We start from the raw sequence: 24,489 nt of genomic DNA on the forward strand, positions 1-24,489 counted from the left end.
TCAAGAAAATACATGTGTCCTCTCCAAAAATACACGAAGAAGTAACCTAAATCCTTTTGTACTAATAGTTATAAGAATCATAATAATAGAAAAAATTATAGTTGTCCATATTGTGTGGACAAAAAAATTTGGAATTTTTGTAGCTTTGTAATAAATCCCGGTCAAAAATGCGTTTAAATCGTAGAAAATACGAAGAGAATTCCATCATCAATTTCGAAGTTAAACATGGCGATAGATGTGAAAAATGAATACTAAAGGCAGTTTTCTTGTTTATTAAAGTGAACTTCGAAAGAGACCTGATCAGTACGTGTTTCATCGCATATGAAATATGTTTTTAAAAAAAGAGTTGACATGAAATTTGTACCTTTCTTAAACAAAAAAAGCTTCCAGAAGGAAACTTTTACCAAAAATTAATAACTTTTAATCACCAAATGCAAATATTATTTCTGTTTCGCAAACTAATTCCCCATCAACTGTAGCTATACCTTTGCCTTTCCCAATAGGACCTTTTAATCGCGTGATTTCAACTTCAAGAAGGAGTTGGTCTCCTGGTTTTACTTGCTGTTTAAAACGACATTTATCTATACCTGCTAAAAGCCCTAATCGTCCTTGGTTTCCTTCATTAGTTAACATCACAACTGCACTTACTTGAGCCAATGCCTCTACAATTAATACACCTGGCATAACTGGATAATTAGGGAAGTGCCCGTTAAAAAAATCCTCATTTGCTGTAACATTTTTTATACCAACTGCTCTTTTTCCTTCTTCAAATTCCAAAATCCTATCCACTAAAAGAAATGGATAACGATGTCTAATTACTTCCTTAATTTTTTGAATATCTAACATCATTAAAGCCCCCATAACAATAATAATATTTTATTACTAACTATTCATTCAATTCTATCATCTGGTATTAATAGTTGGTACTAAAAACGGTCCTTCTTCAACCTATACTTCCCCTTTAGTCCATAAGAAAAGGAGCTACTGATCAGCTCCTAATAATGAAGTAAAGCACTGGTTTGTTGAATAACTTATTTTATCTGAATTTCTTCAAACTACTCATTGCATCGCTTTTACCATGGTTTCAAGCTTTTTGATCGTTTTCCAATTGCGTGCTGTGGCTGGAACACCTAACTTTTGAAGCTGTGAAGAAAGCTTGGAATTTCGAACACCTTGACGTAAATATAGATAAACTTCTTTACCCTTTATATAACATTCTTCCATTTCACTTTTAAAGTCGAGTAAATGATTTATACCTTCCTTTGAAGGCTCTTTTGCCAAGAGAGAAAGGTGCACACTCTCACCTTCCAATAACAAGTTAACTGGGTATGGACAATTGTTAATAATCTGTTCCAACTCTGTAACCGTTCTCAAGATAACGGTTACTGAAAAACCAAAATAATTTCTAATCTCTTGCTCAATTTGATGTTGTAATTGTTCTGCATTTTCCTCAGACTGAAATACAATATTTCCACTTTGAATATAAGTATTAACTTTATCTAACCCCATATTTGTTAATAAGTTCCTTAATTCTTGCATCTTTATCTTATTGTGCCCACCTACGTTAATCCCTCGCAGAAAGGCGATATAGATAGTCATTTTTGCCCCTCCTTTTTTTCATTTCACATTTAACCTATTTCTAGCATTAACTCCTACCTCACTAATCTGCCCTTCTAGCTATATTAATTTAAGTGAGATGTACTATTAGTAAATCGGATAAGTTGCACGTTCCTAATATATTCAAGGAGATGAATTCCTGTATTATCAGAATTAAACCATACATTATTATTAACTGTTGGTAATTGCAGAAAACTTTCAATAATTTTAGTTATCATTCCACCGTGTGAAATGATAGCAATTCTATTGAACTCTTTACTGTTTTCTTTAATAAAAGAAAAAATTTGTTCACCACGAACCCTAAATTCTAGTTTACTCTCAGTTTCTTGCTTTTCTATAAGGTCATCTAAGTATTCCACTGGGCAACCGATAGTATTGGATAGAATCTCAGCTGCTTTACTAGCTCTTTTCAAAGTACTACTCCAAATAAAATCTGGTGGAAACTCGTTTAATACACGATTAGACATTTTCTTAACTTGAATGAGACCTTTACTTGTTAATGGTAGATCAGTAGAACCTGTGTAATCCTTCTCTAAAAAGTCATCTTCTGATTCACCGTGACGAATCAATAAAATTTGCATTTAATCACCTCTACTTTATTTATATTCCTATATAAATTCTTCAAGGTACTATATGATTCCTCTTACTGGTTCAACTGCTTAACTTTATCAGGTTACTTAATTATGATTCTATACGCTATTCGCATTAGAATAGCGTTCAGATAGTTTCTTTTTATGGGCATTAAACACTTCTTCTAAAGGGATGTTGTACTTGTTCGCAATCACAATTAAATTACCTAACACATCTCCTAATTCTTCGGTTAACTCCTGTTTATTCTCCTCAAACGAACCACTTACTTCATCTGGTCTATCCCTGCCAATCTCAAGTGAGCGAATAGCCCGTGCGACCTCGCCAGTTTCTTCTGCTAAAAAGCCAATCCGAATAAAAATGTCTAATTCAGACCAGCCCCTTTCTTCATAATACTCTCTTACCCATTGTTGAAATTCAGTTACGTTCATATTAACCCACCTTCCATTTTAATAATTTTAGTTTAACAAAATTCCCATATTTCTGTATGATAAGTAAGGAAGACTACTTATTAGGATGTGATATTAATTGAAAACTCTAGCTGTATTTTGTGGATCAAGTAAAGGAGCATCTAATGTCTATTTAGATGCTGCAAAAAAGCTGGGTAAAGAACTGGCTAAACGTAATATTACACTGGTATATGGGGGAGCATGTGTAGGAATTATGGGGGCAGTTGCAGATTCCGTTTTGGAAGCTGGTGGAAAAGTAATTGGAGTAATGCCTAGTTTTCTAGAAAAAAGAGAAATCTCCCATAAGAACCTAACCGAACTAATTGTAGTGGACTCCATGCATGAAAGAAAAGCAAAAATGGCAGAACTTGCCGATGGTTTTATAGCTTTGCCAGGTGGGCCAGGAACATTAGAAGAGTTCTTTGAGATTTTTACCTGGGCTCAGTTAGGACTTCATCATAAACCTTGTGGATTGTTAAATATTAATCATTATTATGATCCTCTTGTTGCTTTATTTAATCATATGTCTGATGAACAGTTCCTGCATGAAAAATACCGTTCTATGGCGCTGGTAGATGTAGAACCAAATGGCCTACTTGATCAATTTAATACATATGAACCACCAACCGTAAAATCTTTTATTACTGAAAAACAAACCTGATTATTCAAAAACAACAGGCCCGTACTCTTCTGCCCCTTTAGTTGAAGATGTAACAATCCCGGTACATATCCAACAGGATTTTTATCAAACTTTATTCAAAATCCACAAAAAGTCCCTATCAACATAGATAGGGACTTTTATTATTTTGATTTAGCAAACTACGATTCTTTTGGTTTTTTGAAGAGCTACCTAAATATCCAAAAATGATAATGGGCACTTGGTTAACTTTCCTGTTTGTCAATTCACTTCATATTATAAGAACAATTATAAGAAATCATTTTAGCAATTACAAACTCATTTCACCTTAGTAAATATAACCTATTATATGGCTCAATCACGTAAGCCTAGCGAAGAAGGGGGGCAGGGTATCAATGAATTTCATAGAAATTATAAGCTTTACTGCTGAATTAGTAGGATTATTGTCAGATATAAATGAGTTTCTAATATCAGATTCTAATGCTAACTTAGGTATAGTATTTGTTGGATTTTTTCATAATAAAAAAGAAAAGGACTCTAATTTAGGAAATTAAGGTACAGTAAACAACTTTTCTTTTTAGGGTAACCACCTATGAGTTAATGCACCCGTTTAACAAGAAACCTGTTTTATTCTACAAGAATCGAAATTGCACTATACACTAATAACAAAGCCATAATTAGATTAAACTGACTTCTATACTTTTTTAGGAACCTTTGAAACAGCGAACCAAACACACTCCAGCTCATAGTACTAAGGAAACCAACAAAAGCTAGAAAAAATGAAAAAAATAGTAAGCTGAAATTTGAAGTATGATATGGAATGATAAAGGTTGATACTGCTGTTATGCCATATAAAATACCTTTCGGATTTACGAATTGTAAAAGCATAGCTGAAAAAAAGCGGTTATTTTTATCCCCATCATCGTCTTTATCATTATTTTTACTACTTATTATTTTTATAGCCAGATACAACATATAGATTGCAGCTAGGAACGTCATAAAAAATTCAATTTTCGGAATGAAATTTTTAAGCAAAAGATTAAAATAACTGGACAATATCATGATTACAAAGAAACCTGCACCTACTCCTAAACAAAATCCAAGTGTCTTTTTAAACCCGTATTTGGTAGCGAATAACATTGCCATAATATTATTAGGACCTGGTGTAAAACTAGTAACAAAAACATATAGCAAAAACGACAATAAAGGCATATTGGACCCTCCTTCTGTGATGTATGTTATAATGTCTAAAATGAACAATATAACGTTTTACTTTTTATTGTACAATACGGACGTTATATTGTATATAAAGGAGTGTATTTATGGAGGAAATAAATCTTATCCTTGCAAAAAACTTAAAAGCCTTTAGAGAAAGTAAAAAATTAAGCCTTGAAAGAGTCGCAGAGCTGACTGGAGTAAGTAAAACAATGATTGGTCAAATTGAAAGAGGAGGATCGAGTCCCACTATTACAACGATCTGGAAAATTGCAAATGGCTTAAAGATCTCTTTTACTTCTCTAATAAATAATCCGCAGCCAGATACAAAAGTTGTTCTAAGAAGTGATATTCAAACATTATCTGAAGACAACGGAAAATATCGAGTCTATCCCTACTTTCCCTTCGAAGATGATAAACGCTTTGAAGTTTATTCAATCGAGATAGAAAAAGGTGGATTCCTAAGTGCTGATTCGCACAGAGAGGGAACTGAAGAGCTCTTAACTGTTTTTGAAGGGGAACTAACTGTACGTGTAAATAACAATGAATACACAGTAAGAAATGGTGATTCTATCAGATTCAAAGCTGACAAACCCCATGACTATCTTAATTCAGGGGAAACATTAACTCGATTAAGTATGATCTTATATTATCCAACTTAAAAAACCCCGTCTTACAAGAACGGGGTTTTTCTTCTGTTTTTATTTGTGCCTTTGTAACAATGAAGCTATTACTAAACCTGCCAATTGAGGCCGCCAAAAAGGCGGCCTTCTTATGGCGCTAACGCACCGGTGAAGAAGAAGGTGTTATTTTCTACTTAAATAAAATGTAAACCTCTCTTAGAGTCTATAATCCAAAATTCATTCCATGTTTTACTCGTCTGATTCACTTTCTTCGAAATCCTCAAATTCATCATCATCAACTACGATAGGGTGAGGATTATTTTGAATGAATCTTACAGCATTTAAACCGATCATCTGAGTAGGTATTGAAGTGTTACCGTCTGGTAAAATAGGAGCGACAGAAAGATCAGCGACTTTAAGATTTTTGGTACCAAAGACATTTAGGAATTCATCAACAACTCCTTTTTCATTGATATCCTTGTTGACCTAAACTGCCCCGTTAGTGCCATAAGAAAAAGGCTGCCTCAGCAACCTGCCTTATTGAAGTAAAGCACCCATTAGTTTAAGTACTATATTTCACAAACTACACTTTTCTGCGTTAATGATTAGTTTTGGAACTCTTCAATTCTATCCAACCATTCATTTAATAGAGTGCTAAAAAGTTGTGGTTGATCAATTTGTAAATTGTGACCTGCTGTATCCAATACAGCAAATGTTCCTCGCGGATACTTGTTTATTATGTCAAGAGCATCTTTATATCCAACCGAAGAGTCTTGTCTTCCTAACAGGAATACACTGGGTTTAATAAAATCAGACTGGTCAATCTTAAAAGAAAACCCATATTTATTCTTAACCTTATTTAGAAACTTTTCATCTCCAATTTTACAACCACTTAGAATTTCTTTGTTGTACCTTAACCATGTATACTCATCAAGTACAATGTTGTTATTTCTAAAATCTTCTAATTCATCCTTTGATAAATTTTCAATAAACTTTTCATCTGTTCTCAATATTTTATGTTTCTCAACTGTTCTATTTTCTGGAAGAGGAATAATAAGAGGACATATAAATGCTGCACCGAGTATTTGTTCTTGATGCTTTTCAATAATGCCCCTAGCTATATAGCCACCGTAAGATTCCCCAGCAATTACGTACTCTTGGTTAGGAATTACAGCTTGAATAAAATCTAAAACAGCATTCAACATTTCATCAGAACTGCTTATTTCGTTATATTCTTTTGTTAATCCCATTCCAGGTAGGTCAATATAAATACGTCGCCACCCCTCCCTCTTAGTAAATATAGGTTCCATACAACCACTCATTAATCGATGGTCCGGAGAATAACCGTGTATCAATAAAATTGGTTTACCTTCCCCTAAATCTTCATAATAAATTTCAGCTTGCCGAACTTTGCAATATGCCATATTAATCCTTCTTTCTATAAAAATCATTCTAACTAACAGTACCTATTCTCTTTTTGTTTCTTCAATTCCTTCTTCGACAACCTGCCCCTTTTGTTGCATAAGAAAAGGAGCTGCTGATGCTCCTGGTAATGAAGTAAAGCGCCTGTTAGTTGAAGAAGGTTTGTGCTTTTTTAGTCTTCAAAATCATTTTCATAAGGGTTTGCATACAAATCAATATCAATTTCAGCCTTAACACTATTTGCAAATTCAATCTGTTCGTGATCCAGATACAAACCCGGTGAATCTCCATTTTCCATAATAATAACAATGAAGATTTTACATTCCAGTTTATACTTTGTTTTTAACTGATTTATTATAGCCGCTTTATTTTTTAACGGTCCTAAAATCTGGTCCATTTGTTCCTTCACATCAAAGGATTCTTGATAGCCTGTACTTAATTCCCAGGCTGTTTCTTTTCGATAAAGAGTTTTCGCTGAAATAACATTTGGATTATAAGGTCTTACGATGACTTCACCCTTTTTATAGGTTTTTGTTGGTTTAATTTCCAACGTTTTGGTCGCATAATCTATTGGAAATTCAGCTGCTCCATACAAGCTGAAGTAAACCATTACTTGAGTTTTGTCCAAGGTCAAATTTCCACTCCCGATAGTTCTCATTTTCCATCTTTTATATGAGAATTATTATATCACCCTTATTCAACTATCCTGCCCCGTTAGCTGCATGAGAGTTACTGTTGCTCCTTTTTGGGTAATCATGGTCATATACGGGAGTTAGAGAAGGGTTTTTTTGCATACAAGGTTGCCGAAGGAATTCAAGTTACAAATGATCTCCCTAATAGTTACCCCCAACAAAGTAGAAGATTTGACGTCCTGCTTTGTTGGGGGTTTTTTCCTCTGCATAAAATTTTTCAATTGACTTATTGAAAAAAATAAAATAAAATTCAAAGTACTTATTTTAAACTACTCTAACTTGAGTACTTTGAATGGAGTAACATGTTAAAATTAACTCAAAAGGATGGATTCAACAGATGAAATTTACTAAATTCTTAAAAACAAGAGGGGCAACTGCGGCAATCTTTATGGGGATTTTCTATGCTGTTGCCATGCTAGGCATCTTCTTGCCTGGGTATACAGCCATTCCAGGAAATGTCGATAAATTACCTATCGCTATCATCAATGATGATGCCGGTAAAAATGGTTCGATGATTGCCGAAAAGTTACAAGAAAATTTACCCTTTAAAGAAATCGAGACGGATATAACCAATAAACAAGCCTTAAAAGATTTAGAGAAAAATGATTTGGCATTAGTCGTACACATCCCAAAAACCTTCTCTGCGAATATGCAAAAAGGTGAAGCATCATCAAGCATTGACTTTACAATCAATGAGGCAGGGGCAACAGTCGTTTCTTCTACCATGAATGCTATCGTAACTGAAATTAACAATCAGTTAAGCACACAATTCTCACAACAAACAGCCCAGGGCGTATTGATGAACTTTAATGTACCAGAAAAGCAAGCCGCTGAATTAGCGGAAAAGATTGAGAAATCCTATGTCGGAAATGTAGTTACAATCAACGAAATACCAGATGGTATGAATAATAATATGCTGCCAATGTTCTTAACAATGGCCGGTTATGTTGGGGCGATGATTGGAGCGATGCAATTAGTAGGTGCATTTAAAGCCAGTCGAGGAAAAGCTAGTAAAACACGTTTATTCATTTATGTGCAATTAGCTGCATTATTGATTGCAGTTATTTCATCACTCGTTGCTGTAGGTGTAGCGTATTTAATTGACAAGCCAAGCGGTGACCTATTCTTCAGTATAGTAGGTCAACAAATTTTAAACTATATGGTATGTTTTAATTTCACAGCGATTTTAATCTTCTTATTAGGTGAAGGCGGCATGATTTTAAACTTACCGATTTTATTAATTCAAACAATAGCAAATGGTGCCACTATTACACGTGATATGATGCATTTACCATATGAATGGATGAGCCACATTTCACCAATGTATTACTCGGTGCAAGCGTACTTTGCAAACCTATATGGCAGCATTAGTCCAAGTCCGTATATTTGGTCAATGGTTGCGGTTGGTGCTGTTTCGATGTTAATTAATATGACTATTGTCGCGTTTATTCAAAAACCAATGCCAGGACAGGTTTCTGAAACAGAAGCTGAAAAGAATGCGGCTGAAATCACAGCTTAGGTTTTGCTACAATAAGGAGATAATACTTCTTAAAGGAGCGTAGGAAATGTCTATTCAAATTTTTATATTGAGCAAGCTTATGGAAGATAAAAATTATCCTTATAAATTAAAAAAGCAGCTTTCAGAACCCATTCCGTTGGATCGCCTAGGCGGGTTAACTGAAAGTAAACTGTACTACCATTTTGAATCATTAGTAAAACAAGGTTTAGTCGAGCCAGTTGAAGTGATAAAAGAAGAACATCGGCCTGATAAACAGGTATTTGCGATTACGGCTAAGGGTCGCGAAGAACTACCAAATAAAATCTATAAATTATTTGAAAGTTCGAATGAAATTAAGGAAATGATTGTTGGTTTAGCCAACATCAAGTATGTAGACCGGGATAAAGTAGTAGATATATTAGAAAAAAAAGTAAAGTCCATCAAGGCTATTTGGGAGCAGCTTGAGAATTTCGAGCCAGACCCTAAAGGCAACGAGAATATTCGTGAATTTTTGGATGGTTATTTTTCGACCAGAACAGATCACACAATATATTGGTTTGAAGAGTTAATTAGAAGGATTAAGACTAATGAATTATAAGTTTACTCAGAGCATGATTTTTGGCAGGAGTTCCATACATTAGATCAAAAAGTAATTAGAGGTTCACAAAATGAATAATGTATATGTCATTACTGGTGGTTCAGGCGGAATGGGCAAAGCGATTGCTGAATTAGTTGGTAAAAAAGGAACACTATTATTAGCTGATATAAATAAAGAACGACTAGAATAAGCAAAACAAGAATTAGCAGTCGCAGGGGTTACTGAATTGTAGATGAATTAACCAACTTTGTTAACCCATTGAAAATTAAAAATTTTAAAGAGCCTTACTAACATTCTTGGTAGTAAGGCTCTTAGTTTTCTATTCATAATTAAATTGTTTCCCTATATGATTACAAAAGATTAAATTAAGTTTTCCCATCATGAAGCTTAATAAAATGGAGTGCCTAGGCGCTTTTCCCTTTAGCTCCATACAAAAAAAAGAGTTTACGTGTACTCACTCACAAACTTTAAATTTTCATTCTAAATCTTAAGGCTGAATTACTTAAAATACCATTTTAACGCATTCGTGTACAATATTTTATCGGATGCTTTTTCATCAAATAGACGCTGAATCAATTCAATGTCTGCATACTCAAAAGGTCTTTTCGCCCTTGTAGATGGCAAATCTGTTCCGAACATAAGAGCGTCTGGATTAATATCATAAATAGAGTGTAAGGCATTCTCAATATTCAATTCTACACGACCAAAACCAGTTGCTTTAACTCGAATGCCTTTATCCACCAGCCTTAATAAATGAGGTAATCCTTCTTCAGATAATCCTAAATGGTCAATTGATATGGCAGGTAATTTTTCAATAGTAGATGCAATTTCGGGTAACTCTTTTGCATCAATATAAAGTTCGCTATGCCACCCTACTAAATCATAAACTCTCCTTGCAAAGTAATCGAGCTTCGATAAATCTTCTGAACCACCTCGTTTTATATTAAAACGTAATGCTTTTACCCCATTTTTATTTAAACTTATAATCTCTTCGTCCGTCACAGTAAAAGGCAATTGCGTAACGCCACAAAATGTTGAACCCATTTGTTTAAGTGCCTTCAATAAATATTCTTGGTCAAACCCTTGGAATGACCCAGATACAATCGCTCCACCTAATACATTCAAATCAGCAGTTTCATTTTGATAATCTTCTACAACATAGCTGGGTGGCAAATATCCTTGGTTTTCGATGATTGGAAAATCAAAATCAATAATATGAAAATGTGCATCAAAAATTCTCATTTCAAATCCCCTTTCTTTTCTTTAACATATCAATTATGGTGCATAAATAAAATTGTGGGTTATTAATACAGATTCATAAGTTTATCTTATTGCACTATCCTGCCCCATTAGTGCCATAAGAAAAAGGCTGCCTCAGCAACCTGCCTTATTGAAAGAAGAAAACTAATAGTATTTGTAACAAGGAATTATTCACTCAACCTCGAGGTAGTTGTAAGGTTATTAAGGGCACAAAATCTAAATACGCTACAATAATATTAATGGTCCAGGTTAAGCTAACCTGAACCATTAAAAAGCTGCCTTTTAAGACAGCCTCGATCTTAAGCTAACGCACGTTGAATGGCTATTCAAGTAATAACTCGGACTTAAATACGATTACAGCATTTCCCGCAATCCTTACTTCCTCTGGTTCCTGATTACAAATTTTCACTTGAACTTCAATGACACCCGCCCGGTTTATAGCTTCGCCCTGCACTGCTTTAAAACTAAATAAAGTATTATCATGTTTGACAAGTCCATGGTGTATTAAGTATGCGCCTAAAGGGCCGTTCGCATTACCTGTAACAGGGTCTTCGTTAATACCAATTGCTGGAGCAAACATTCTTCCATGAATTAAGATTTCGGAGTCGGGAGCATTCATCGTAAACACATAGAAACCATTGCAATTAATTAATCCACTGACTTTTGTTAGTAAATCCATATTAGGGTTTAATCGGTGAAGAAGTTCCGAATTTTTAATTCCAATCATCACCTTGGAATGCCCGGTAGAAACGATTTGTACTGGACAATCTTCTAATAAATCATTTTCACTAATATTGAAAGCTGTAAATATGTTTTCTAAAGCTAGACCATCAATCACCGCATCAAAACTTATTCTACCCTGGGTCATTATAATTTTGTAATCATTATCTTCATTAATCACATCGACTGGTAAAATGCCGGCACCAGTTTTATGATAAACTTTACCTGTATTTAAACTATTTTCAACTGCACGAGCATAGTGGGCAGCGATCGTCGCATGTCCACAGATAGGAACCTCATGAGTAGGCGTAAAAAAACGAATATGTACATCAGATTCGCTATTGTCTGATTTAAATATAAATGCCGTTTCCGAATTGTTAAGCTCTCTAGCAATCCTCTGCATCTCACCCGAAGATAAACCATCTGCATTTGTAATTACACCAGCAGGATTACCTGATAATTTTTCTTTCGTAAATGAATCAATTTGATATAATCGGTACTTTCTTGCCATGTCATTTCCCACCTTTAATATAGTGAATTTCCGGTCCTTTATACTATCTATAATTCTTATTATATTAAAAATTACCCCGTTAGCTCCACAAGAAAAAGGAACCGCAGCAACCACAGTTATTGAAGTAAAGCACCTGTTAGTTCAACAAGGTTTACATTATCCCTGACGTAATATTTTTTGAAACATTTTTGGTTGATGTTTTTCCAAAACCTTTATCAATTCTTTTCCAAAAATAGTTATGGTTCTTTCCCAAGGGTGCCCTAATAATCCCCATTCAAAATTCTTATGAATAAAAAAGTAATAATCACCGTTTGGAAAAATAGGTACTGTCCATTCATCAAATTCACTTTTCGGAAACTCCAAACGGGGGTTTATCCAATAACCTGGATGTTGCCAATCTAACGCATACATATATTCATTTTTCTGTGTGAGTTCTTGAAAGACAAGCAATGATTTTTCCTCTAGGTCATTATAAATCTCATCATAAGTATCTAAATCTACGGACACGTTTAAATACTTGGATACATCATAAGTGATAAATGGATTTGGCACTTCAAAAGATGGAAAGTCTGACATAGCCGGTTCAAATTTAAATGCATCATATATCCTATCCCATACCGCTTTATATTCTAATGTAGATAATTCAATCCAATTTTCCATTTGAATAGCCACCTTTACGATGCTTTTAATGAGGGTTATTATATCATTTCTTGTAGAACTAACCTGCCCAGTTAGTCCCATAAGAAAAAGGCTGCCACAGCAACCCCTGTTTTTGAAGTAAAGCACCCGTTAGTTCAATAACAAAGTCTAGGAATCTCCTCATTCCAAGAACAAAATAGATAAAATTGAATAAAATGCATCCCATTATAAATGGTTACATTAATAAATCTTAGCATATATAATTCTAAGTTTGTGTTGTATGAGAAAGGTAGAGGATCTAGCCAGGGTGGATTTTATTCATATAATTTCAGATGCAATCATAATGAGATCTACTTCCTATTCCAAGATAAAAATGGCAATAGAAAATCTAAGCTCTGAATGATGGTTCGGGAGCTATATGAGGGATCTTTTCTGTTTTAAAGAGGGCTTAAATAAAAAATTATTTAGGTTTTATCAATAAAAAAAGCAGATTTTCCTACGTGGAATGAACCCGTTTTTTTGGATTTCATCTCATTAAACAAACACGTGTAGCCAGTCACTGTTATCCGTTAGTTGTGCTGTAAAACCTCGTAGGTTGACTTGTTTGTTGAAGTTAAAAAGACTGGGCAAGACGGAATCCAAGGTCGTCTATACAAAATGACGGATGGCTACGTCGACGACACGAAGCCCCACAACCCCTGGCCTCTTCAGCCCAGCTACCCCCTCGGAAAATTCGGTAGGAGCCGTACACTTGTTCATCATATAAATCCCAACACCACTCCCAAACATTCCCTAACATATCATACAGACCCCATATATTCGGTTCCTTTCTTCCTACTTCATGGATCTTGCCTCCTGAATTTTCGTTATACCAGGCAATCTTATCAAGCTCTCCGTATCTATAACCAGTAGTCCCTGCTTTACATGCATATTGCCACTCTGCTTCTGAAGGAAGTCGATAACCGTTTGATTCCCAATCACAAATAATGTTTTCACCATCATTACTTATAGAATAACACTCTTTCAGTCCAGCTTTCTGTGACAGTAGATTACAAAAAGAAATTGCATCATTCCAAGAAATATTCACAACCGGTTTTAGATCTCCGTCAAAAGAATTAGGTGATTTATTTGTAATAGCATAGTATAGACCCGTTACAGGATACCGGGCAAGAAGAAACGGTCTTATTTCAGCTTTCCATTTGCTTTTTATTCTATCGTCTCTTAATTCTATTTCTCCCCCTGGAATTTTTACCATAGGATAGTCAATATAACTCTTTATTTTATTAGACACTCTACCTTCCTCCTAATGATCTTGATTTTATAACCTTATTTCATCTTTTCTTAATCCTAATCTCATTATTTCAACTCCTTTAAATATTAAATTCACTCTTTCACTAAGAAATTCCTTCTTAAACTAACCTCCTAGTTCATTAAGGAAAACCAAAATCAAATCGGTACATCTTTTTTATAAACAGTACGACTTAATTTTAAAACTACACTTAAACACATGACAAAACCCCACCTGTTTCCATTTAGCAACTGGTGGGGTTTCTATTTGGCTTCTACATCTACATCAACCGGGAGGTCCATCTTGTGCAATCACGCCCTTTCATTTAAATGGCTAATTTACTGTATTCATCCAACTGATCTTTGGTTAAATTTTTGATGAAGTGGTCGAAGTTGATCGACTCCATTTCATACCTTTCACAAATCTTTAAATAACTTTCATAGGCTTTATCATAAATGTTCATCATCTGATTCCTCCTTCTGTTATATAACAATAAATTTAACTTATAAATAATATATAACAACGTCATTTTATTGTCAATATTATTTTCTGAAAATTCTAAATAAGCATCCTTCCCTTTAGTATTTCCCCCATTGTTCTTCGCTAACCGTCTACTTTAAAAAAAGCCTGACACAGCTCTTCAATTGGATAATTTGCCTTCAATGGGTAAAGTAGTATTATGAATGCCCCCCTTTGTGTAGCTTTAAAATAAAGTTTGCTTAAATTAACGCTTTTAACCTGGATATAAAAACAAATATGAAGAGCATGTTTTGAAAATAGATTAATCAAAACATGCCCTTATTAATTGGATTTATTCTTTTATAAAAAAGATTGATCATTATTGTGTTCCTTCATGAATGAACTAACGCACCAGTTAGTTCAACAAGGATTTACTCTGTGTAGATAATTCCTACTAACTTCGACTTATTGTACAAAAAACTAAAAAAGGTTCGTGGTATCTAATGATAAAAGGAAATGGTTATATTCTTGTTTTCACTGTACTTGTCTCTTTAATAATCATACTTGTTTCGACTACACCAATAATAATTTAAATTTCTTTTATCAATCCCATATCCAAAAAAGAACTACCCCAGCTATAAAAAGAATAGGGAATATTATGATTAATACTCCTATCGTTGCACATCCACTACCCTCACTTATTACTAGAGAGTAACGACTATGCCCAAAATAAAGGGGCTATTACGAACATTGTAGTTATCCCCCAAATGCTGTACTTCAATCTACAAACAATCAGACTTAATTTTGAACTACCCACCACTTATCGACCTTACGGTCTGATTGAAGTGGGGGATTCCTAAGAACATTAGCCTATCGGCCAATTTTTAATTAGGCTACTCCCGTAGTTCCTACGGTTAGAAGCCTTATGGCTTCATTCATTAGATTGAGTCCTGCGTTAATATCTCGATCGTGGTGAGTAGAGCAAAAAGGACAATCCCATTCACGAAGATTCAGATGTTTAACGTCTTTATTTTGGTAACCGCAGCTAGAACACAAATGGCTAGAAGCAAACGTTTTAGATACGGTCACGATTTGTTTACCATACCAGTTTGCTTTGTATTCCAACATTTTTTTGAATTGGTACCAAGATACTTCACTAATAGCTTTAGCTAGTTTGTGATTTTTCATCATATTCGACACTTGCAAGTCTTCCATTCCAATACATCGTGGTTTTTGATGATTTCGGTAGAAACTTTTTGTAAGTAATCCATTCGGGCATTTGAAATTTTTTCGTGTAGGATAGCCACTTTTCGTTTTTGTTTTTGATAGTTTTTGGCTTCAGCCAATGGTTTATTTTGATTCAAGGCTATTTCTTGTCGCCTTGAAAGAATCCGTTGTGCTTTGGCCAATTCCTTTTCGACCGTCCGGAAGAATTTTGGATTTTGATAGACCGTACCATCTGAAAGAATAGCAAAGTTCTTCAAACCAACATCTACACCGCACGAACGATTCGTTTTAGGAAGTACTTGTACATTGGTTTCGGCTAAAACGGAAATGAAATATTTACCCGAAGGGTTCCGCCTGATTGTGGCATTGATGATTCGCCCTTCGACTTCGCGGCTTTTAGCAAAACGCACTAGACCGAGTTTTGGCAATTTGATTTTGTTTCCAACAATTTCAATATTCCCATTCGTATGTTTAGTCGTATAGGACTGGATAGGATTCTTTTTCGATTTGAAGCGTGGTGACTTGTTTTGCTTTTTATAATATCGACTATAGGAATCTGCTAAATTTTCCACCGATTTCTGTAAGGCAATACTGTCTACTTCTTTTAGGAAAGAATACTCTTTCTTTAAAGCTGGAAGTTCTTTGATTGTTGCGTATTTATTCAGAAAAGAACTTTTCCATTCATTAGAGGGCAGTTGGCCGTTCTGCTTCATTTCTTCACAAATATACCAGTAGGCATCTTTCTCCTTTTGTTTGCCTAAAAAGAAGTTATAGACAAAACGGGAGCAGCCAATCGTTTTATTGATTAGAACTAGTTGTTCTTTAGTTGGATAGATTCGAAATTTATAAGCTTTGTTTACGACCATTGGTTTCACCCCCTTATAGTTATAATCAACCACAGAACGTATGTTTGTCAAAAGATTACTTTGGCTTATGCCAACCTCCATTCATCTCCCCCTTACCGTTGGGCTCTCGCCCTTCACACGCTTGAAGAGGGAGTCTTCTGGCGGGAAATGATAAATTATCAAAATCCACAATAAACGAAATAGAGTTGATTCTACTGTATTGTAGAATCAACTCTATTTTTAATTTCTAACTAATCAACATTAAAATTTGACATAGACTTTATAAAAGTTTGATCATTTTTTCTATGCACTTACAAATCTATTAAATTTATATGACTCATAGCTTGTCCATTAAAGACCTAGCAATATTAAAACACTTAAACAAGTTTTTTCAAACATAAAATACTGCTTTTAAACTGAATCAGCAAGCTTCTAATAAAAGGAATCAACTATTTGGAATGGCTGCATAAAAACCAAATTCTATAAGAAACATAGACTACTTTCAATAAATGCAATTTTAACACGAGAACCGGATATTACCTTTCACATCTTTCTTTTTGTTTTAAATTTCAATAAAAGAGAGAAGTATTGGCATATAGCGATGAGGCGCCGCCAGAGTGTACAAATAGTATATTATCATCCGGCTTAAAGGTGCCTTTTTGTATTAAATCAATGAGTCCCGCTACCGCTTTACCCGTATATACCGGATCTAATAAAATCCCTTCTGTTCTTGCCATGAGTTTGACAGCTTCCACCATTTCTGGCGTAGGTAAAGCATAGCCAGGTCCGACATACTCATCAAAACACATAACAGCCTCACGAGGGATTGAATTTGGAATGCCGATGTGTGTTGAAGTTTCTTTAACAAGCTGAAAAACTTTCTCTTCTTGTTCAGCTTTTCCTCTGCTTACGTTTATTCCAATTACCGATATTCCACTTTGATTTCCATGAAATCCGGTCACCAAACCAGCATGCATTCCCCCACTGCCGCTTACACAAACGACTGACTTCATATCGATTCCTTGATTAAATGACTGTGCCAAAATTTCCTGAGCGCAAGCAGCATATCCCGTTGCACCAATCACATTGGATCCCCCGACTGGTATTATGTAAGGTCGATTCCCTTTCTCCGTTACCTCATTAGCTACTTTCTGCATTTCTTGCATTAAGTCCGCTCCATTAGGCACAATTTTGATTTCTTCAGCGCCCAATAAATGATATAAAAAATAGTTACCGTTAAAATCTGGCTCAGGACTTTCTGAAAGTCCTTCTTCCAACACAAGGATGCACTTCATTTTCTCTTTAACTGCAGCGGCTAGTGTTAAGCGGCAATGATTTGATTGAATGCCTCCACATGTAATTAACGTATCCGCACCTTTTTCCATTGCATCGGCAACAAGGAACTCTAGTTTTCTTGTTTTATTTCCCCCAGCCGTCAGACCCAGTAAATCATCTCGTTTAAGATAAATGGATGGGCCCCCAAGAACTTCAGAAAAATGATGTAATTTCTCAATAGGTGTATCGGTTGGTGTATATCGCCGTCTAGGGAATTGTGCTAAATTCATATTAAATCTCCTCCATATTTCTCTGTTTAAGACTAACCATATGTAAATTAAAGAAAAGAGAATTTCATTCTAACATTCTCTTTTCAATTATTATTAAATCATAGCATCTTTAGGCAAACGAGCAACTTCAATCGCACTTCTAGCTGGATAATTATCTGTAAAAAATTCTCCATATACATGATTCATCGTGGCAAAGTGACTCATATCACTTAAAAAAACCGTTGTTTTTATTACCTGCTGTAAGCTTGCTCCCGCCGCTTCCACAACCTTCTTAAGATTCTCCAATGACACCCTTGTTTGCTCCTCAATATTATCAGGCATTTCTCCAGTTTCAGGATAAATTGGAAGCTGCCCTGAAGTATACACTACATTTCCTACTTTAATGGCTTGTGAATAAGGACCGATAGCCTTGGGGGCTTCTTTGGTTATGATTGTTTCTTTTAACATATAAAACACCTCTTTTTTTGTAATCCTATTTATACGGAATTGAATTTAATTTCCCTTTGAATAAAACGCTTACATTTAATTACAGCCTTACCTCTTATTCTTTGCGCTCAAAATCACACTCCATAAGCGGAACTATTTTTGTTTTCTTAATGATTTTATAACCAAGCCAGAGAAGCAAGAAAATAGGAAGACCAATGTACGTCGCTATAATTTCTGCCCAGCTAATTTGATGTCCAGAAAAAAGTGTCTGCCCAAAAATGAAAACCACAAAAAATAACAGCGTGATAACCGGGCCCAACGGGTACCATTTGGCTTTAAACGGCAATTCATTTAGATCTCTGCCTTGAGCTACATATGCCTTACGGAAGCGGTAATGACTAACGGCAATCCCGAACCATTTGATAAATCCGGTAAGGGCTGAAGCATTTACCAACCAAATAAACACTGAACCATTTCCAAAAAGGGAAGCTAAAAAAGAGGCAAGTCCTATAATAGCAGTTGTACAAAGGGCCAACATGGGAATTCCCTTCCTGTTAAGCCGTGCAAAGATTCGTGGTGCCTTTCCTTCTTTCGCCAGTGCCCATAGCATACGTGAAGAAGCATACATTGCTGAATTTGCTGCTGATAAAACAGATGTAAGCAGCACGGCATTCATGACGGAAGCGGCAAATGCCAACCCAGCTCTCTGAAGAACAAGCGTGAAGGGGCTGATAGATACATTTTGAACGCCGGATTTAAGCAGGTTTGGATCCGTATAAGGGATAATCAAACCGATAACAAAAATCGTCAACACGTAGAAAATAAGGATTCGCCAGAAGATTGACCGAATCGCTTTCGGTACATTTTTCGATGGATTTTCGGTTTCACCGGCTGCCGTCGCAATAACCTCAGTTCCCTGGAACGCAAAGCCCGCGATGAGCACTACACTAAAGATAGATACAAGCCCGCCATTGAAAGGAGCATCTCCATGGGTAAAGTTACTGAACCCGACCGAATGTCCTCCCATAATTCCAAAAATCATAGCAACCCCAATAACGAGAAATACGATGATCGAGATGACCTTAATACCAGCAAACCAGTATTCACTTTCCCCATATGCCTTGACTGATAAGACATTTAACATTAGCAACAAACCCAAAAATAGTGCGCTCCACAAGATAGAAGGTGAGTCCGGAAACCAATACTTCATAATAAGAGTAGAGGCCACCAAATCTGCAGGAACCGTTATCGCGGTTGTATACCAATAGTTCCAACCTAACGCAAAGCCTAACGCAGGATCAATATACTTTGAGGCATAGATATCAAAGGCCCCCGGGACCGGTAAGAAGGCCGATAGCTCTCCTAAACTATTCATGACAAAATAGACCATGATTCCTACCAGAATGTATGCTGCTAGCGCTCCTCCCGGCCCCGCAGTGCTAATCGTCGATCCGCTGGATACAAACAATCCTGTTCCAATAGCGCCACCAATAGCCATCATCGTTAAATGTCTGGGTTTCAGCTTCCTTTGTAAGGATGCTTTTGAATTTCGCTCTTATAGGGTGTTGCTTATCTCTGCTTCTAATTTCCCCATAGTGTATCCCCCTTCAATTTGTATGCAAGGCTCATCTGGCTGTTCTTTTAAAAAATCTCTTTATTGATTATTTTCAGAACTTTCAGTCATTTAACAAAATACCTCTACCTTCTGCTTTTGCCCTGACCCCTCTCAAATCCAGGCGAGAAAATGATATATATGCACTCTCCCGCTTTAATTTTAAGTAACTATTAATTGAGAAAAATAGATATTTTTTATGAAGTTAACATAATTTATATTTTTCCAACTTGCGATAAAGAGTAGAAAGGCTAATCTGTAGTTCCCGGGCAATTTGTTCTTTATCATGCCGATATTTTTCAGCTAAGAAATAGCTCTGGATTACGTCTTTTTCATATTCTGAAATCATTTGTTCTAAACTTAATCCGCTACTCTCCACAGTGAGATGATCCTGTTGAAACAGATAGTCAGGTAAATCATGGAAGGAGACGGTATCTGATTCAGCCATATTTGCCATATATTCTACGGCGTTTTCCAACTGCCGTATATTCCCCGGCCAATCATAGCGTATAAGCCATCGCTCCAGCATTGGGTCCAGTCTCAAGGGGTGCCTTTGCATGATCTTACAATGTTTATGCATGAAATGTTCAAGATACAAAGCGATATCATCACGCCGCTCTCGCAAGGGTTTGGTATGTAGAGGGATGACATTGAGACGATAATATAAATCCTCGCGAAAAGTTCCGTTTCGCACCATTTCCTCCAGGTTTTGGTGAGTGGCTGCAATCACCCGTACATTAATCTCGATTGCTTTTTTTCCACCGATTCTTTCAATCTCTCTTTCTTGTAAAACCCGTAATAACTTTGGCTGCAAGAAAAGCGGCATATCTCCAATTTCATCAAGAAAAATGGTTCCGTTGTGCGCTAATTCAAATTTCCCCATTTTCCCATTCCGACTTGAGCCGGTAAATGATCCGCCCTCATAACCAAACAACTCACTTTCCAACAAGCTTTCAGGTATGGCAGCGCAATTAACTGCTACAAATGAATGCATCCGGCGTTTGCTTTCAAAATGAATCGCTTTGGCTAATAATTCCTTCCCCGTACCGCTATCTCCCCTAATCAGGACAGTGGATGGGCTGTTTATAATCCGTCTTGCTTTTTTAATAACATCTTGAAGCCCGGAATCTTTACCAAGAATGTTTTCAAAAGTAATAGATTTCGGGGGGATCGGGATATCTTCTTGTATTTTGCAACCCGGTTCTTTATCAGGGTCCAGCATTGCTAATTTATTGACTAACAATGTACTAACATTGCGTAAAAACTGGATCAGATTCTCTGATTCTATAATCATTTTCTCCTTTTGTTCATGGGAAAAACCAATCATGCCGATGACGCCAACTGGTTTGTCTTGCTTTACAATAGGAAACCCGATGGTAGCGAGTTCTTTGCATTGATTTACGAATTTACAACTCCTACACTGCGACTCATCTTTTTTCACATCATAAACCACTCCAGGCTCCCCTGTTTCCAATATCATTCTGAAAAAGGAGCCTTCCGGAGCCGTTTTGCCAATGAGATCTTTATAGTAACCAGTTCCGCTAATACGAACGCCCTTTTCATCAAGCACGGTTATATCCAGACCAAGGATTCCTGCTGTGTTCTCAGCGTAATCTTGAATAAACTGCTGCATGCCGATAAATCCTGCCATATTATCCTCCTCTGCTATAGCGGTATATGAAATAATAAAATAAATTTATTATAAAATAAATTTCTACGCATTGCACAAAGAGGAGAAAGCTTTTTCTATGCCACCCAAAGCATTTTTCAACATCGAACGCGGGCAAGCGATATTAAGTCGCATAAACCCTTCACCTTCCATACCAAAAATGTGCCCTTCATTCATTGCAACCCTTGCTTCTTGCAACATAAATTGATCCATTTCTTTAATTGAAAACCCTAATTCCCGGCAATCCAGCCAGACAAGGTATGTGCCTTCCGGCTGGATGACTTTGATTTGAGGGATGTTTTTGCTGAAGTAACTCAGAGTGAACTCCAAATTCTCCTGCAAATATTCAAGGAGCTGATCGAGCCATTCTTCTCCGTATCGGTAAGCAGCCTCTAACGCAACAACACCAAATATGTTCGGCGAACCAATGGATAATGTATTAAGTTCTCGATCATACCTATCGCGCAGTTGCTGATTTGGAATAATGATACTTGACGTCTGTACACCCATCAGGTTAAAAGTTTTGCTTGGCGCAATGCAGGTAAGAGAATGATTCGCAAACTCTTCTGATATAGAGGCAAAAGGAATGTGAGTATGTGTCTTATAAACAAAGTCAAAATGAATTTCATCTGCCACAACGAGAATGTTATGCTTCATACAAATCTGTCCCAATCTGGTCAATTCTTCTTTGCTCCATACCCTTCCGATTGGGTTATGAGGACTACACAAAATCAACATTTTTACCGTTGAATCTATCTTTGCCTCTAAATCTTCGAAATCTATGGAATAATGCCCATTTTCAAGCTTAAGCGGGTTGTTTACAATTTCACGGCCGTTCGCTTGGATCACCCGGGCAAAATGATGGTATACAGGAGGTTGGATAATTATTTTGTCACCTGCCTGCGTGAAGGACTGAATCGCCAACGATAGGGCTGGAATCACTCCTGGGCTGTGGGTAATCCATTCTTTCTCAATGGACCATCGATGTCTTCTTTTTAGCCAACCAACAATGGATTCCATATACGAGTCCGGTCTAAGCGTGTAGCCATATACACCGTGCTCCACACGTTGTTTTAATGCTTCGATGATAGGTTGTGGAGACTGAAAATCCATATCGGCCACCCACATCGGTATAACATCCTTTATGCCAAAATGATTTTCTAGATCATCCCACTTTTCGCAGGCTGTACCCAGTCGACAGATTTCTTGGTCAAAATTATATTTCATCGAGTATCTCTCCTTCTTATGTTTGTTTGCACTATGCCTCATTACTAATTTATATAAGCAATTGTCATGCCAACTCATTTCACTTATAAAATCTCCTTATTTTTATAGAGGTTCTTGGTTGAATCCCCTAATGCCGCGGTCATTATTTAAAGACCCTTTCATCCTAAGCATTACCACATTTGCAATTATGGTAAGTATTTTCGCATGGATGATAAAATTCAAAGATTTCATTTAGCATCTCTGGTGGGTCGTAACTTCTTCTGTTTATTCCATTCCTCATAACCACCTACAAGGCTTTGTACTTCTTTAAAACCATGAACTTGTAGAAGGCTTGCAGCGATGGCTGATCTTCCGCCGGTTTTGCAATAAACCAAAATTGGTTTATCATGCGGAATTTTGTGTGCCTGTTCCTGTAAATGACCAAGCATCACATGCTTCGCCTGCGGAATATGGCCTTCCTCCCATTCGCCCATGCTTCGGACATCAAGCACATATATGCGTTCTGTTTGAATAGTGCCATCTATCTGGTCCATTGTCACTTCTTCATACTTCATAACACGTGAATCAGATTCTCCTTCCTGCTCAATGATATATGGTTCCATTGTTGCAACGACACGATCCAATCCAATGGACTGGAGATCATTTATCATATCTGCCACATCAGCATTGCATGCCAGAAGATATATTGGTCGGTCATAATCCAACAGCCATCCCGCCCAAGTTACAAATGATTTGTTATAAGGGATATTAATTACCCCTCGTATATGCTTGGTGGCAAATTCACTGGCCGGACGTGTATCAATGACAATTCCCTGTTCCGTCCATTCCTGCACAATATCTATTGAAACCTCCATACAAAGTGGTGCTGCTATACTTCGAATTTGCTGCGCTCCCTCTTTATTCAACCGCTTCATCATTGAAAAATATGGGGGTGCCTCCGGCTGTCCAGCCAACAGCGCTTCTATAAAGCGATCCTCATTATCATATTGCAGTGCCCAATTTGTCCGTTTTTCATATCCAATGGTTGACGACGGGATTGCACCTAGCGCTTTTCCACAGGCACTGCCCGCTCCATGCCCCGGCCATACTTGCAGATAGTCAGGAAGGTTTTTAAACTGCTGTAAAGACCGATACATCATGCGTGCCATTTTTTCCGAGGACCCGTGCACCCCTGCGGCTTTTTCTAATAAGTCGGGACGTCCCACATCACCGACAAATACAAAATCTCCGGTAAATATGCCGAGTGGATCCTTGGTAGATGCACCCCCATCTGTTACGAGCAGCGATATATGTTCAGGTGTGTGTCCTGGTGTATGTACCACCTCAAAATTGATATTTCCAATGGAAAATACATCTCCATTTCTTAGAAAGCAGTGTTGATATTCAGTTGCGTACTCATATTTCCAGTCCGCCCCTCCTTCATCAGACAAATACAATGTGGCCCCAAGCCTTGAAGCTAGCTCCTTTGAACCAGACAAAAAATCCGCATGGATGTGTGTTTCCGTTACACCCACGATCCGCACACCATGTGCTCTTGCCGTTTTTAAGTAAGCTTCTATATTACGTGACGGATCAACAATGATCGCTTCGCCAGTAGCCTGACATCCCACAAGGTATGAAGCTTGAGCCAGTTTCTCATCATAAAAATACTTGAGTAGCATAAATCATCCTCCTTTTAAGGGCCTTGCTTACTTTTGTTTTG

At 36.6% G+C, this 24,489-nt stretch carries 23 protein-coding genes and 2 pseudogenes; 5 read left to right on the plus strand and 20 right to left on the minus strand.

Annotation, left to right across the window (positions count from 1 at the left end; genetic code table 11):
• Positions 1-420: 420 nt before the first annotated feature.
• The 4 genes from fabZ to JFV29_RS23095 all read right to left on the minus strand — a co-directional run bounded on the left by fabZ (position 421) and on the right by JFV29_RS23095 (position 2,636).
• Complete coding sequence (gene fabZ, locus JFV29_RS23080) at positions 421-846, minus strand: 3-hydroxyacyl-ACP dehydratase FabZ (protein WP_201186611.1); 426 nt, start codon at positions 844-846, stop codon at positions 421-423.
• Between the two features lie 213 nt (positions 847-1,059).
• Positions 1,060-1,599, minus strand: coding sequence for a DUF1697 domain-containing protein (locus JFV29_RS23085; protein ID WP_098177984.1), 540 nt, complete (start codon positions 1,597-1,599; stop codon positions 1,060-1,062).
• 83 nt (positions 1,600-1,682) lie between these two features.
• Positions 1,683-2,198 (minus strand): histidine phosphatase family protein, encoded by a 516-nt coding sequence (locus JFV29_RS23090; protein ID WP_057219775.1) that lies wholly within the window; start codon positions 2,196-2,198, stop codon positions 1,683-1,685.
• A gap of 108 nt (positions 2,199-2,306) precedes the next feature.
• Positions 2,307-2,636 carry a MazG nucleotide pyrophosphohydrolase domain-containing protein gene (locus tag JFV29_RS23095; protein ID WP_201186612.1) on the minus strand — a complete coding sequence of 110 codons (330 nt, stop codon included), beginning with the start codon at positions 2,634-2,636 and terminating at the stop codon, positions 2,307-2,309.
• 97 nt (positions 2,637-2,733) lie between these two features.
• Between JFV29_RS23095 and JFV29_RS23100 the strand changes: the two genes are divergently transcribed.
• Both JFV29_RS23100 and JFV29_RS23105 read left to right on the plus strand, forming a co-directional pair.
• Positions 2,734-3,315: an LOG family protein gene (locus JFV29_RS23100; RefSeq protein ID WP_201186613.1), complete on the plus strand. Its 582-nt coding sequence runs from the start codon at positions 2,734-2,736 to the stop codon at positions 3,313-3,315.
• A 371-nt stretch (positions 3,316-3,686) separates the two neighbouring features.
• Positions 3,687-3,845, plus strand: a complete 159-nt coding sequence (locus JFV29_RS23105) for a hypothetical protein (RefSeq protein WP_157444057.1) — start codon at positions 3,687-3,689, stop codon at positions 3,843-3,845.
• Between the two features lie 73 nt (positions 3,846-3,918).
• Here JFV29_RS23105 and JFV29_RS23110 read toward each other — a convergent pair whose 3' ends face one another.
• Positions 3,919-4,503 carry a LysE family transporter gene (locus JFV29_RS23110; protein WP_201186614.1) on the minus strand — a complete coding sequence of 195 codons (585 nt, stop codon included), beginning with the start codon at positions 4,501-4,503 and terminating at the stop codon, positions 3,919-3,921.
• A 110-nt stretch (positions 4,504-4,613) separates the two neighbouring features.
• On the opposite strand from JFV29_RS23110, the gene JFV29_RS23115 reads away from it, so the two are divergent.
• On the plus strand, positions 4,614-5,168 hold the full coding sequence (locus JFV29_RS23115) for a helix-turn-helix domain-containing protein (RefSeq protein ID WP_201186615.1): 555 nt from the start codon (positions 4,614-4,616) through the stop codon (positions 5,166-5,168).
• 210 nt (positions 5,169-5,378) lie between these two features.
• Here the strand turns inward: JFV29_RS23115 and JFV29_RS23120 are convergent.
• The 3 genes and pseudogenes from JFV29_RS23120 to JFV29_RS23130 form a co-directional block, all read right to left on the minus strand.
• Positions 5,379-5,597: pseudogene (locus tag JFV29_RS23120) on the minus strand (GMC oxidoreductase); the annotation flags it as partial.
• Between the two features lie 137 nt (positions 5,598-5,734).
• Positions 5,735-6,553: an alpha/beta fold hydrolase gene (locus tag JFV29_RS23125; RefSeq protein WP_201188035.1), complete on the minus strand. Its 819-nt coding sequence runs from the start codon at positions 6,551-6,553 to the stop codon at positions 5,735-5,737.
• Positions 6,554-6,723: 170 nt separating this feature from the next.
• The gene (locus JFV29_RS23130) at positions 6,724-7,179 is read right to left on the minus strand and encodes a DUF4279 domain-containing protein (protein WP_201188036.1); all 456 of its coding nucleotides are present in this window, start codon (positions 7,177-7,179) and stop codon (positions 6,724-6,726) included.
• A 401-nt stretch (positions 7,180-7,580) separates the two neighbouring features.
• On the opposite strand from JFV29_RS23130, the gene JFV29_RS23135 reads away from it, so the two are divergent.
• Both JFV29_RS23135 and JFV29_RS23140 read left to right on the plus strand, forming a co-directional pair.
• Positions 7,581-8,762 carry a YhgE/Pip domain-containing protein gene (locus JFV29_RS23135; RefSeq protein ID WP_201186616.1) on the plus strand — a complete coding sequence of 394 codons (1,182 nt, stop codon included), beginning with the start codon at positions 7,581-7,583 and terminating at the stop codon, positions 8,760-8,762.
• 46 nt (positions 8,763-8,808) lie between these two features.
• Positions 8,809-9,339, plus strand: coding sequence for a PadR family transcriptional regulator (locus JFV29_RS23140; protein WP_201186618.1), 531 nt, complete (start codon positions 8,809-8,811; stop codon positions 9,337-9,339).
• Between the two features lie 498 nt (positions 9,340-9,837).
• On the opposite strand, the gene JFV29_RS23145 is transcribed toward JFV29_RS23140, so the two are convergent.
• The 12 genes and pseudogenes from JFV29_RS23145 to JFV29_RS23200 all read right to left on the minus strand — a co-directional run bounded on the left by JFV29_RS23145 (position 9,838) and on the right by JFV29_RS23200 (position 24,448).
• Positions 9,838-10,581, minus strand: a complete 744-nt coding sequence (locus JFV29_RS23145; RefSeq protein ID WP_056530002.1) for an amidohydrolase family protein — start codon at positions 10,579-10,581, stop codon at positions 9,838-9,840.
• 340 nt (positions 10,582-10,921) lie between these two features.
• The gene (locus JFV29_RS23150; protein ID WP_201186620.1) at positions 10,922-11,830 is read right to left on the minus strand and encodes a PhzF family isomerase; all 909 of its coding nucleotides are present in this window, start codon (positions 11,828-11,830) and stop codon (positions 10,922-10,924) included.
• Between the two features lie 156 nt (positions 11,831-11,986).
• A complete protein-coding gene (locus JFV29_RS23155) occupies positions 11,987-12,490 on the minus strand; it encodes a DUF2716 domain-containing protein (RefSeq protein ID WP_201186621.1) in 504 nt (167 codons plus the stop codon).
• A gap of 592 nt (positions 12,491-13,082) precedes the next feature.
• Positions 13,083-13,724 carry a formylglycine-generating enzyme family protein gene (locus JFV29_RS23160; RefSeq protein WP_201188038.1) on the minus strand — a complete coding sequence of 214 codons (642 nt, stop codon included), beginning with the start codon at positions 13,722-13,724 and terminating at the stop codon, positions 13,083-13,085.
• Positions 13,725-14,082: 358 nt separating this feature from the next.
• Entirely contained in the window at positions 14,083-14,220 is a 138-nt protein-coding gene (locus JFV29_RS23165) for a hypothetical protein (protein ID WP_207205167.1), read from the minus strand.
• An 884-nt stretch (positions 14,221-15,104) separates the two neighbouring features.
• Positions 15,105-16,390, minus strand: a pseudogene (gene tnpB, locus JFV29_RS23170) (IS200/IS605 family element RNA-guided endonuclease TnpB).
• Positions 16,391-16,857: 467 nt separating this feature from the next.
• A complete protein-coding gene (locus JFV29_RS23175; RefSeq protein ID WP_201186622.1) occupies positions 16,858-17,853 on the minus strand; it encodes a D-cysteine desulfhydrase in 996 nt (331 codons plus the stop codon).
• 93 nt (positions 17,854-17,946) lie between these two features.
• On the minus strand, positions 17,947-18,300 hold the full coding sequence (locus JFV29_RS23180; RefSeq protein ID WP_201186623.1) for a RidA family protein: 354 nt from the start codon (positions 18,298-18,300) through the stop codon (positions 17,947-17,949).
• Between the two features lie 94 nt (positions 18,301-18,394).
• On the minus strand, positions 18,395-19,780 hold the full coding sequence (locus tag JFV29_RS23185; protein WP_201186624.1) for an amino acid permease: 1,386 nt from the start codon (positions 19,778-19,780) through the stop codon (positions 18,395-18,397).
• 316 nt (positions 19,781-20,096) lie between these two features.
• Positions 20,097-21,542: a sigma-54 interaction domain-containing protein gene (locus tag JFV29_RS23190; RefSeq protein ID WP_201186625.1), complete on the minus strand. Its 1,446-nt coding sequence runs from the start codon at positions 21,540-21,542 to the stop codon at positions 20,097-20,099.
• A 63-nt stretch (positions 21,543-21,605) separates the two neighbouring features.
• Positions 21,606-22,865, minus strand: a complete 1,260-nt coding sequence (locus JFV29_RS23195) for a MalY/PatB family protein (RefSeq protein WP_309558132.1) — start codon at positions 22,863-22,865, stop codon at positions 21,606-21,608.
• A 149-nt stretch (positions 22,866-23,014) separates the two neighbouring features.
• On the minus strand, positions 23,015-24,448 hold the full coding sequence (locus JFV29_RS23200) for an MBL fold metallo-hydrolase (RefSeq protein WP_201186626.1): 1,434 nt from the start codon (positions 24,446-24,448) through the stop codon (positions 23,015-23,017).
• Between the last annotated feature and the right edge of the window lie 41 nt (positions 24,449-24,489).

The sequence above is a fragment of the Peribacillus sp. TH16 genome (assembly GCF_016651095.1).
GTDB classification, from domain to species: domain Bacteria; phylum Bacillota; class Bacilli; order Bacillales; family DSM-1321; genus Peribacillus; species Peribacillus butanolivorans.